Origin of the sequence: Treponema sp. UBA785, from assembly GCF_002297065.1 — a bacterium.
In the GTDB taxonomy this organism is placed as follows: domain Bacteria; phylum Spirochaetota; class Spirochaetia; order Treponematales; family Treponemataceae; genus Treponema_D.
In genome coordinates this window covers 6,542-18,033 of sequence record NZ_DBJD01000100.1, presented here as the reverse complement: position 1 = coordinate 18,033, position 11,492 = coordinate 6,542, and the positions used below count along the sequence as shown (strand labels likewise).

8 protein-coding genes are annotated in these 11,492 nt (G+C 41.0%); 2 read left to right on the top strand and 6 right to left on the bottom strand.

The genetic code is table 11. The annotated features are described in order from the left end of the window. Together B2X33_RS09400 and glgX are read right to left on the bottom strand one after the other, a co-directional pair. On the bottom strand, positions 1 to 2,051 hold a 2,051-nt coding region (locus B2X33_RS09400), incomplete at its 3' end, for a glycogen/starch/alpha-glucan phosphorylase (RefSeq protein ID WP_296669227.1). A 117-nt stretch (positions 2,052 to 2,168) separates the two neighbouring features. Continuing rightward, complete coding sequence (gene glgX / locus B2X33_RS09395) at positions 2,169 to 4,274, bottom strand: glycogen debranching protein GlgX (RefSeq protein WP_296669225.1); 2,106 nt, start codon at positions 4,272 to 4,274, stop codon at positions 2,169 to 2,171. 242 nt (positions 4,275 to 4,516) lie between these two features. Here glgX and era point away from each other — a divergent pair, with 242 nt between their 5' ends. Then, a complete protein-coding gene (gene era, locus B2X33_RS09390; RefSeq protein WP_296017174.1) occupies positions 4,517 to 5,446 on the top strand; it encodes a GTPase Era in 930 nt (309 codons plus the stop codon). A gap of 47 nt (positions 5,447 to 5,493) precedes the next feature. On the opposite strand, the gene B2X33_RS09385 is transcribed toward era, so the two are convergent. Genes B2X33_RS09385 through def form a run of 4 tightly spaced genes read right to left on the bottom strand, consistent with a single transcriptional unit; the run spans position 5,494 to position 9,684 of the window. Next, positions 5,494 to 6,984, bottom strand: coding sequence for a type I 3-dehydroquinate dehydratase (locus tag B2X33_RS09385; RefSeq protein WP_296669222.1), 1,491 nt, complete (start codon positions 6,982 to 6,984; stop codon positions 5,494 to 5,496). An 18-nt stretch (positions 6,985 to 7,002) separates the two neighbouring features. Continuing rightward, complete coding sequence (locus B2X33_RS09380) at positions 7,003 to 8,061, bottom strand: PASTA domain-containing protein (protein ID WP_296017141.1); 1,059 nt, start codon at positions 8,059 to 8,061, stop codon at positions 7,003 to 7,005. A 25-nt stretch (positions 8,062 to 8,086) separates the two neighbouring features. Then, positions 8,087 to 9,103, bottom strand: coding sequence for a methionyl-tRNA formyltransferase (gene fmt / locus B2X33_RS09375; protein ID WP_296669220.1), 1,017 nt, complete (start codon positions 9,101 to 9,103; stop codon positions 8,087 to 8,089). Then, entirely contained in the window at positions 9,103 to 9,684 is a 582-nt protein-coding gene (def, locus tag B2X33_RS09370; protein ID WP_296669218.1) for a peptide deformylase, read from the bottom strand. The genes fmt and def overlap by 1 nt, the downstream gene beginning before the upstream one ends. A gap of 288 nt (positions 9,685 to 9,972) precedes the next feature. Between def and hisD the strand changes: the two genes are divergently transcribed. Next, a complete protein-coding gene (gene hisD, locus B2X33_RS09365) occupies positions 9,973 to 11,337 on the top strand; it encodes a histidinol dehydrogenase (RefSeq protein WP_296669216.1) in 1,365 nt (454 codons plus the stop codon). Positions 11,338 to 11,492 lie beyond the last annotated feature (155 nt).

Here is an 11,492-nt window from a genome sequence, read left to right as displayed (position 1 = left end):
CCGTTTTCTTTTCCTGCTTCTTCAAAAATTTCAATATTCGCGCCGTCCAAAGTTCCGAGCGTAAGCGCGCCATTTACCATAAACTTCATATTAGAAGTTCCAGAAGCTTCTTTTCCTGCCGTTGAAATTTGTTCAGAAACATCTGCCGCCGGAAAAATCTTTTCTGCAACACTTACACGATAATTTTCAACAAATACAACGCGAAGTTTGCCACCCACACGACGATCGTTGTTTACACGTTCTGCAACTGTGTTAATCAATTTGATTATCGCCTTTGCACGACGATAGCCAGAAGCAGCCTTTGCTCCAAAAATAAACGTACGGTTTGGAGGATTGAATGTCGGGTCTTCGATAATTTTGTTGTACAAATACATAATATGAAGGACATTCAAAAGCTGACGTTTATATTCGTGCAGACGCTTAACCTGAACATCAAAAATCGAATCTGGATCAAGAAATTCATTTTGATGATGCTTTAAATAATCAACAAGGATTTCTTTGTTATGACGCTTAATTGAAATCAATTCATCAAGAGATTTTTCATCATCTGCAAATTTTTCAAGTTCTTTGAGTTTCGAAAGATTTTTTTCCCAACCGTGACCAATTCTGTCTGTAATAAATTTTGCAAGTTCAGGATTTGCATTGCATAGCCAGCGTCGCTGAGTAATTCCATTTGTTTTGTTGTTAAATTTCTGAGGATAAAGTCCGTACCAATCCTTTAATTCAACATTTTTAAGAAGTTCGGTATGAAGCGCGGCAACTCCGTTTACGCTAAAGCCTGCGTGAATTGCAAGCCAAGCCATGTAAACTTTTCCATCATGAATAATCGACATTCTGTTCTGCTTTTGATAATCATCTGGAAATTTTGCGTGCAGTTCAATAAGAAACCGGCGGTTGATTTCTTCAATAATCTGATAAATTCGTGGCAAAAGGCTCTGAAAAATTGAAATGTCCCATTTTTCAAGCGCTTCTGCCAAAATCGTATGGTTTGTATAGGCAAAAGTTTTTGTAACGATGTCCCATGCTTCATTCCAACCCATCGAATATTCGTCCATAAGAATGCGCATCAACTCAGGAATTGCAACAACCGGATGAGTGTCATTCAGCTGAATCACATGCAGTTCCGGGAATTTTGCAAAATCCGTTCCATAATCAGCAACAAAGTGATGAACCAAATCCTGAAGCGACGCTGAACAGAAAAAATACTGCTGCTTTAAGCGGAGGGTTTTTCCTTGAGGACCGTTGTCGTTCGGATAGAGAACACGAGTAATATTTTCTGCATCGTTCTGTTTAAAAACAGCCTCGTTGTAACGCATGTCGTTAAAGAGCTGTAAATCAAAACCGTTTGGACTCGAAGCCTGCCACAGACGCAAAGTATTGACAGTGTTTGTGTCAAAACCGACAACCGGCATATCGTAAGGAGTCGCAATCACTTCTTCGGCATTTTCCAGATAAAATCTGTCCTGTCCGTCAGGAGTTTTTCCGTATTTGATTTCTCCGCCAAATTTTACAGTTACCGCCAAATCCGAGCGTTTTACTTCCCAAGGATCGCGATGTTTGAGCCAGTTGTCTGGATATTCAACCTGATAGCCGTTTTCGATGTGCTGTTCAAACATTCCATATTCGTAGCGAATTCCGTAACCGTGTCCAGGATAGTCGAGAGTTGCAAGTGAATCCAAAAAACAAGCGGCAAGACGGCCAAGTCCGCCGTTTCCAAGTCCAGCATCCGGCTCTTCATCTTCAATCACGTTAAAATTTATGTTCATTTCGTCGAGAACTTTTTTAACTTCGTCTTTTATTCCAAGATTTATCAAATTGTTGCTCAAGGCACGGCCCATTAAAAATTCGGCCGAAAGATAATAAAGCTGCTTTACCGGTTTTTTTTCGTATTCGCGGCGAGTTGCCATCCAAGAAGGCAAAATCAATTCCTGAACTGAAGCGCTCACCGCATCAAAAAGATCATGTTCATTTGCCTGAGAAATATCTTTTCCGTACTGACGCCGCAAACGAGCCGCAAGATTTTCGCGAAATTTTTCTGCATTAAACTTCATTTTTTATTCTCCATCCTTTTTTGTAAAATCAAATTTATGTTTTGATCGACTTTTCTACAATTTATGCACGCTTTTTGCCAAAAAATTCATGCATTATTATTTTATCACGATTTTTTGCTATTTGCTGATTAAAACAATGGCAGAACCTGACAAAATAACATATTTTTCCTGATTTCTTAAAAGTTCTTCTTTTCCTTCTGATAAAATACATTCTTCATTTTCTATCGAAGTATCAAGAACCCTATACCATTTTTTTCCGGCAGATGGCGGCGGCACAGTCACAGTGACGTCGTGAATGTCGGTATTAAAAGCAACATAAAAATCGTTGTCCGGTTTAGAATCCAGTTCTGTAATTCCCCCTCCAAGCCTGAACGCCAAAAACCTGTCTAGTTTTGCCCAATCTGGCATAAAACCTTCAATGTTGAACCAGTTTATATCGGCAGGACTTGTCTGTGTTGCAGTTTTTTGCCCTTTAAAAAAATCAACCCGCATAAACACGCGGTGATTACGACGCAATTCAATCAATTTCTTTACAAAATTTAACAAATCGCCGTGCTTTTTTATGTCGTTCCAGTCAAACCAAGAGATTTCGTTGTCCTGACAGTACGGATTGTTGTTTCCGCCTTGAGAACGCTGAACTTCATCTCCGCAAACGAACATTGGCGTTCCCTGGCTCAAAAACAAAGCAACAAAAAAATTTTTTATCTGGCGAATTCTGTTTTTTTCAATTTTTGGATTTAACGTCGGGCCTTCAAAACCGTTGTTGTAACTTAAATTGTTGTCAGTGCCGTCGCGGTTTTCTTCGCCGTTCTGCTCGTTGTGACGGTAATTGTACGAAACCAAGTCGTTCATTGTAAAACCGTCGTGGCTCGCAATGTAATTTATAGAATGATACGGTTTTCTTCCGCTTGAAGAATATAAATCGCTCGAACCGGAAATTCGCGTCGCGGCTTCTGTCGAAAGTTTTTCGTCTCCACGGATAAAACGCCTTATGCCGTCGCGGAATTTATCATTCCATTCGCACCATCTTCCGCCTGGAAAAGAACCAACCTGATAAGCGCCGCCACAATCCCAAGGCTCTGCAATTATTTTTACATCGCGCAAAATAGGGTCTTCGCTTATTCGTCTTGTAAGAGGCGCTTCTAAGGTCAAAAAACCATTTTCGTCACGGGAAAGGACGCTTGCAAGGTCAAAACGGAAGCCATCTACGTGCATTACTCGAACCCAATAGCGCAGACAGCCGATTATATATTCTTGAACGACAGGATGATTGCAATTGAGGGCATTTCCGCAGCCAGAAAAATTTACATAATATTCTTTATTTGTGCTTACAAGCTGATAATAAATTGAATTGTCGAATCCTCTAAAACCAAATGTAATTCCGTGCTCGTTTCCTTCGGCAGTATGGTTGAATACAATATCCAAAATAACCTCAATTCCAGCTTTGTGAAAAGCCTTTACCATGTCTTTAAATTCGGCAACACATGCTCCAGGTCTTTTATCCGAAGAATATGCTGCTTTTGGCGCAAAAAAAGCCGTCGTACTGTAGCCCCAATAATTTACAAGGCGTTTGCCGGTCTTTGGGTTTGTGTTCATATTTTCAAATGCGTCAAATTCCTGAACAGGCAAAAGCTCAACCGCGGTAATTCCAAGTTTTTTTAAATAAGGAATTTTCTCGATTGCCCCGCGATAAGTTCCAGGAAATTTTACTTCAGAAGAAGGAGAAGCCGTAAAGCCTTTTAAATGCATTTCGTAAATAATGCTTTCGTTTAAAGGCTTTTTTAGAGGCTGGTCATTTTCCCAATTATAAGAAAGTTCGTCTACAACTACGCATTTTGGCATTTTTTCGAGAGGACAGACTTTTTGGGAATTTAAATTTTTAAAAAGCGAACCGTCTGTCAGAGCTTTTGCGCGAGGGTCATAAAGAAAAATATCTTTGTTGAATCTGTGCCCGTTTTTTGGCTCAAAAGGGCCGTCAACTCTAAAAAGATAAAGTGCTCCAGGTTTTAAACCTTCAATAAAGACATGCCACAAATCGCCAGTACGATTTATTTTAGGCTCTAATTTTATAGTACATGCAGGAGCACTGTCGTCTGATTTTTTAAAAAGCTCCAAATAAACAGCCGTCGCATTACGACTGAAAACACAAAAATTTACACCGCTGCCAATATAAACCGCTCCCAAATCCCAAGGGTTGCCTGGCAGGACTTTTAACCGATCCATAAGTATTGAATATTTTAACACAGTAAAGACAGGCAGACCAATAATTTTTCATAAATGTTTTATTAAACTGTTTATTTTTGTTTTTTGAATTTTTCTTACGCCGGGGTGGAGGCGCGCGAAGCGTTGCAAAATACGCAGTATTTTGCAATGAAGCGAAAAGCGGAACGCTGGAACACCGGTTAGAGCGTAAATGGCGTCCTGCAAAAACTTACAAAATTTTTAAAAAATGCTATACTCGAAAAATGGAAAATATAAATCTAGAATCAGAAAAAAAAGAAAGCACTGTCGGAGACAAAACAGCCATTGTTACAATTATCGGGCGACCTTCTGCCGGAAAATCGACATTTTTAAACACGGCTTCAGGAGAAATGGTAAGCATTGTAAGTTCGATTCCGCAGACAACTAGAAACGCAATCCGTGGAATTGTAAACACTTCGCTCGGTCAGCTGGTTTTTGTGGACACTCCGGGCTACCACGAATCAAACAAAAAAATGAATCTTAAAATGCGCAATATTGTTGCAGACCAGCTTGCAAATGCGGATTCAATTCTTTATGTCGTGGATTCGACGCGTCCTTGCGGCGATGAAGAAAAACTGATTACAGAACTTTTAAAAGGGCATGAAAAAAAGACCGTTGCCGCCTTAAACAAGATTGACGAAAAAAAATCAAATCCGTCGGCTGCCAGAGTTTTTCTGTCAAAACAGCTTCCTGAGCTTTCCGAAAAAAATATTTTCGATGTTTCGGCAAAAAACGATGAAGGAGTCAACGATGTTTTGCGTGCGCTTTACGAACTTGCACCAGTTGCGCCCCATCTTTATCCGGAAGAATTTTATACTGACCAGGAAGTTGACTTTAGAATTGCGGAAGTTATCCGTGAACAGGCAATTAACCGTCTTGATCAGGAAATTCCGCATTGCGTTTATGTTCAGATTGCGGATATGGAAATGCGTTCGCCGACAAAAATGTGGTGCCGTGCGTTTTTATGCGTTGAAAAAGAAAGTCAAAAAGGCATTGTAATCGGAAAAGGCGCTCAAATGATTAAAACAATCCGTATTGAATCAATTAAACAGCTGCGCAAAATTTTTGACTACAAAATTGACTTGGATTTGCAGGTTAAGGTAGATAAAAACTGGCGGCAGAATGATTTAAGGCTGAATAAATTATTAAAATAGACAAAAAACAGGCTTCACGATTTTTTGTGAAGCCTGTTCTGTATTGTTTATACAAGCTGTTTGTACAATTCAAACTGTGCAATTCCCTGATAAAGCAACATTCCGGCGCCATTGCAAACTTTACAGCCTGAAGCATCTGCACGAGCCATAATTGGAGTTACTTCTGGAGAATAGATTACATCATAAACATATTCTTCTCCGTTAAAGTCGTAGAACCAAATCGGGTCGTTTTCTGGGTTTGAAGGATCGTTGCTGCCCATGCCCTTTGAAGTTGTCTGAACGATTACGTCAGAATATTTGTTCAATTTTTCAAGGCTCTCCGGGCCGAGCGTTGCATAGTCAAAACCGTATTTTTCGGCAATTAAACGGGCTTTTGCCAAAGTGCGGTTGAATACACATGCCTTTGCTCCAAGTTCTTTGACAACATAAGCAATTGCCCTGCTTGCTCCGCCAGCACCGATTATTGCAACTTTTTTGCCTTTTAAATCTTTTGCACCGGTAAATTCCAAAAGCGCTTTTTCAAAACCAAGCGCATCAGTATTATAACCTTTCCAATCATCACCATAACGGACGACTGTATTGCAGGCGCCGATTGATTCTGCTTTTTCATCAATATTTTTTATTAAAGGAATAACTGTTTCTTTGTGGGGAATTGTTACAGAAAATCCCTGAATATCAAGAGTTTTTGCAAAATCCAGCGAGTCTTCGATTGTTTCCGACTTGAATGGAATAAAAACTGCATCTAAATTTGCCTTTTCAAACATTCCATTTTGCAATTCCGGGCTGGAAGTGATTTTTAGAGGATAGCCTGTAATTCCAAAAATCTTTGTCTTTTCATTAATCGAATGAAAATGATATGTTTTTTCGAGGGTGATTGGATCTGTATGTCCGATTTCAAGCAAATTGCCCAAAAGTTCAGATGGACTTGTGTACGTAAGATATGAATGCAATCGTTCTGAAAGAATTCTTGTCGGAAGCCCAAGAGGTCCCATTGCGCATACAATCTGCTCTGTATTCTTCCATTTGTCTGCTTCGCTAAAAACTTTTGTAACGTCAGAAAGACGATGGGGCATAAAAGCAATTTTTGGAATTTCATAAGAATTCTGACGAAGTTCATCAAATTTTTCAACAATATTTTTAATCGGAGAACTCATATTGTGGTAAGAGCGGATAATTCTCGTTCCAAAAGCCTGAGCCGCATCTTCCAAACTTGGAATATGAAAATCTTCTTCAAAATCAACATAGGCAAAATTTTTCTTCGGGTCTTCCTGAGCAAACGCAAGACCGCGCGCAAAAAGCATGGTGCGTGTCGACTCGCCCTCGATGTACTGCCCACCGTCAATTTTGCGGCGAATTGTAAGAATTGCAGGAACATCTATCATTGCTGGAAATTCGCGGATTTTAAGACGTTCATCTTCTTCAAGAAAATCTACACGAAGTTCAACTATATCAATGAATTCTTTGTATTTTTCAACAATTGCAACATCTTCCGCCAAAGTTTTTCCTGTTACGCACAGACAAACCAAAGATTTCGCCATTTTTTCCTCCACTCAAAACTATTCGTTTATTGTTACGCGTTTTGCAACTTTTCCAGCAACACGCAAAATCAATTCGCTTCCTTCTGTTACTGCGTAAGGAACCGAGAAATGTCCGCCTGTATGGTTTAGCGCCACAAGCTGACTGCGCTGACCGTTGCTTTCAATACATTCAACCGTCATTGCTACTGGATAAGGGAATTGAGCAAGCTCAGTTTCAAAAATTCCATAAATCAAATCGTCTTTTGGTTTTACCGGAAATGCCATTTCGACAGACATTCTTGTGTAATTTTCAATATATTGGCTGTCAAATTTCTGCTGGCTCACAACTGAATTTTCTTTTTCGTCTTTTGCAGCCTTGTGAGCAGAAAAATCAAGAACAACGCGCAAATTTGGCAAGAGAGCGAGCATTTCTTTTACAGATTTTCCGATAAGTCTAGGAACGGCAGTGTTGTCAAAGCTTGGACCGCGGCTGACAATCAAATTAACCGTAACAGGATTAGAAATTTTTGTTCCGGCAGGCGGCTCCTGTTCAAGAATTGTGCCAGCTTCTTCGAGAGAAGCCTTGTAAACAGGTTCTGCAAGCAAAATAAGCGGCCGGGAAGAACCTGTAAACATCGTTGTCAAATCAATTTTTAAGTTATCATATTTCTGACCAATATAATTGCCAACTTCCGAAACGATTGCTCCGCGGCTGACAGTAAGATTTACGCGTGTTCCAGCTTTTACAATTGCTCCGGAAGACGGCGACTGAGAAATAATTGTTCCAGACGGCTGCTCGTCATAACGAAGCTGAATTTTCGGATACAATTCCTTTACCTGCATTTCCAAAAGAGCCTGAGCCAATTCCTTTCCTTCAACTTCTGGAACCAAAACCTTTTCCGGACCTTTTACAGTCGCAAAAAAAACTGCAAGACAAGTCAAAAGCATTACAATAACTGCAAGAATTATAGTAACAAAAAGAGCCTTGCCGTTTGCCTGCAAATTTTCCATTCCCTTTATAAAACTTACACGGCAATTCTGAATATTGAAATTTTTAATTTTTTGCCAAAGTTTAGAAAAAAATCCTTTGATTTTCATAAAATCTTCCTAATTTTTTATTTTCCTAGAAATTGATTTTATCATCAAGAACGCAGCCTATAAAGTCCCGCGCACCGTTCATAAAACTTTTGTAATCCATATTTTTTTTGCCCTGCCATTGAAGTTCTTTAACAGCAAGCACAGTTCCGCCACCACAGACAATTTCGATTCCAACATTTTTCCGGTAAGGCAGGACAGTTCCCGGAACATTTTGAATTTTTTCGCTATTTTCAAAAGAATTTGCATCCAGTTTTCCTGGCTCCGCCTTCAAAATAGAAAGCTTTATGCCATGGCAAGCAGTAAAACACAACGGCCAGGGAGTAAAGGCGCGAATCTGTCGGTCAATTTCCACAGCCGTTTTATTCCAGTCAATAAGTCCGTCTTCTTTTTTTATAAACGGAGTATAGTCGCTTTCGCCCTGCTGAGCTTTTCCGTCAAATCTTCCGTTTGCATAATTTTTTAAAACCTGAATAAAAAGCTGAGTCCCGGCTTCTACAACAGGGCTGTTTTTTCCATCTCCGTCCATCAAGCCCAAAGTTGTTTCTGTTCCGTCCAAATCCACAAAGCTTTGAGCAAGAATGTCGCCTTCGTCAGTTTTTAACGCGATTTTCTGCACAGTAACGCCAAGCTGTTTTTCTCCGGCAAGAATTGCGGCAGGAACAGGAGTGCAGCCTCTGTGTTTTGGCAGTGCTGACGGATGCAAGTTTATTCCGCCAAGGGCAAAAAGCTCAAGAAATTTTGGCCCAAAAATCCGGCCATAATCAAAAGTTACCAAAAGTTCAGGTTTTAAAGCGCAAACCGATTCACGAGCCTCTACAAGAAGATGCTCAAATTCCAAAACAGGAATGTCATTTTCTCTTGCGCAAACAGCAACTTCTGTAGGAATCAAATCTTTTTTACGCCCGCGAGCCGACGGAACATTTGTCAAAACTCCAACAATTTCGACTCCAAGACATTTGCCCTCATCAGAACGAGAAAATTCAATTAAATTCCTTAAAACCATGGCCGACGCCAATGGTGAGCCCGCATATAAAATCTTCACTATTTTTTACTTTCCTTTGCTGCCTGTTTAGCGGCAATTTTTGCAGCGATCGAAGCCGCTTTTCTTGCTTTTTCCGCTTCTTTTTTCTGAGCGCGTTCAAGCCGCTTTTTCATCTGAGCTGTAACTTTTGCGGCAAACTCAGGATCGCCGCGGTCAATATAAACAATTCCGTCCAAATGGTCATTTTCGTGCTGAATACAGCGGGCCAAAAGACCGTCCGCCTCAAGAGTAAAAGGCTTGCCGAATTCATTTAAGGCCGAAACTGTAACTTTTGAAGGTCTTCTAATTTTTTCTTCAAAACCCGGAAGCGAAAGACAGCCTTCCTCATAATCGCACAGATCGTTGCTAGTATAAACAATCTGCGGATTTATAAAAACCCGGCGCACACCATCATCAACAGTGATTACAAAAAATCTTTTAGAAACGCCAACTTGCGGACCTGCCAGCCCAACGCCCTGAGCCTCGTCCATCGTATCAAACATTTCGTTAAAAAAACTGCGCATTTCATCGTTAATTTCAGCCGGCTCAACCGAAACACATTTTTGACGGATAACCTCTTCGCCTAGTTTGTAAATTTTCATAAAAACCTTCAAAAAAACAGAATTTTCGGGTTCAGCCTACCACAAAAAGCGTTTTTTTTCTATAAGATAAAAATTTGGAGCACAAAACACCTGCCGCGGCCCGTCTTGCATGGTTTTATCCGGCAAAAGCCGGATGCTGCGCGCCATTCCAGCCGGGGCTAAGATTTTTTGTTAATAAAAGTCGTTTCTCGCGCCCTGCGAATTTTTTCCAAAAACTCTTTCTCTAGCAACAAAGCGCAAAATTCAATAGACTGTTCTAAAATTGCAAAATGTTTCTGGAGCATACAGATGATTAAAATCATAAACTATAAAGATTTAAAAGACGATTTTTTTAACGGACGCGACTTTGGCTCTTCAATCGACATTGTAAAAGACATTCTTCTTAACGTAAAAACAAACGGCGACAAAGCGCTTTTAGAATACGGCACAAAATTTGACGTAAGCGCGCCTTCTTCGCTCGAAATTCCTCAGTCAGAATTAAAATCTGCCGCTCAAAAAATGCAAAAAGAGAATCCAGAACTTTATAAATCGCTCTGCTACAGCCACGACCTTGCGCTTCGCTTTGCAAAAAAACAGCGCGAATCTTTTGACAATTTTGAAGTTGAACTTGAACCTGGCCTTTTTACCGGCCAAAAAAATATTCCTGTCGAAAAAGCAGGTGTTTACGTTCCGGCAGGACGATTTCCGCTCGTAAGCACAGTTGTAATGACAGTCACTCCGGCAGTTGCGGCAGGCGTAAAGGAAATTGTTCTATGCACACCGCCAAGAGTTCATCCTGACGACAGAGAAGCCGCGCAAAAAGCAGGAACTGGAATTCCGGGCTCTCCTTTTGTCGGCGGAAAACCTTATGCTGACGAAAATATTATGGCGGCGGCATATATTTGCGGCGTTACAAAGGCTTACGCCTGCGGCGGAGCACAGGCAATCGGAGCACTTGCTTTTGGAACACAGTCAATTCCTCGCACAGACGTAATCGTAGGTCCAGGAAACAAATTTGTTGCAGAAGCAAAAAAACTGGTTTACGGAACAGTCGGAATCGACATGGTTGCAGGTCCGACAGAAGTTTTTATCATTGCAGACAAATCGGCAAATCCAGAATGGGTTGCAGCCGACCTTCTTGCGCAGGCTGAGCACGACATTGTTGCACAGCCAATTCTGGCAACAGATTCAAAAGAACTTGCACAGGCGGTACAAACCGAAATCGAAAAGCAGCTTAAAGTCCTCGAAACAAAAGAAACGGCGGAAAAATCAATCGAAAACTGCGGCGCAATCATTCTCTGCGACAATATTGAACAGGCAGCAGAAGCCGCGAACCGAAAAGCCCCGGAACACCTCGAACTTGCAATGGACGAAGGAACAACACGCGACAAAATCGCAGAACTTTGCCACAATTACGGCTCGCTCTTTTTGGGACACGGCAGCGCAGAAGTTTTTGGCGACTACTCAGCAGGACTAAACCACACTCTTCCTACTTCTGGAAGCGCACGTTTTACAGGCGGCTTGAGCGTACGTGTATTCTTAAAAACAGTCACAACTTTACGCACAATTCCAGGCTCAAAAGGCGCAGTTTCTTCTGCAAAAGCCGCAGGACACCTTGGCGACGCCGAAGGACTTGCAGGCCACGCACATGCAGCCCGCTTAAGACTTGAATAAAAAAACACCTGTCTAAGTCCATGCAACTGGCTAAAAAGAAAATAATTTTTTGTCAGAAAAACTAGAATAAACCGGAAAGCTTAGCCCGGATCGGAATGGCTTTAGTTGTCGGGGCAGGTTTATTTTTCTAAACCTGCCCCGACAATGGAGCGGAC

Bases quoted from the DNA above. Each gene is read 5' to 3' on its own strand.
- glgX (WP_296669225.1), bottom strand. From the start codon at position 4,274: ATGGATCGGTTAAAAGTCCTGCCAGGCAACCCTTGGGATTTGGGAGCG.
- era (WP_296017174.1), top strand. From the start codon at position 4,517: ATGGAAAATATAAATCTAGAATCAGAAAAAAAAGAAAGCACTGTCGGA.
- B2X33_RS09385 (WP_296669222.1), bottom strand. From the start codon at position 6,984: ATGGCGAAATCTTTGGTTTGTCTGTGCGTAACAGGAAAAACTTTGGCG.
- B2X33_RS09380 (WP_296017141.1), bottom strand. From the start codon at position 8,061: ATGAAAATCAAAGGATTTTTTTCTAAACTTTGGCAAAAAATTAAAAAT.
- def (WP_296669218.1), bottom strand. From the start codon at position 9,684: ATGAAAATTTACAAACTAGGCGAAGAGGTTATCCGTCAAAAATGTGTT.
- hisD (WP_296669216.1), top strand. From the start codon at position 9,973: ATGATTAAAATCATAAACTATAAAGATTTAAAAGACGATTTTTTTAAC.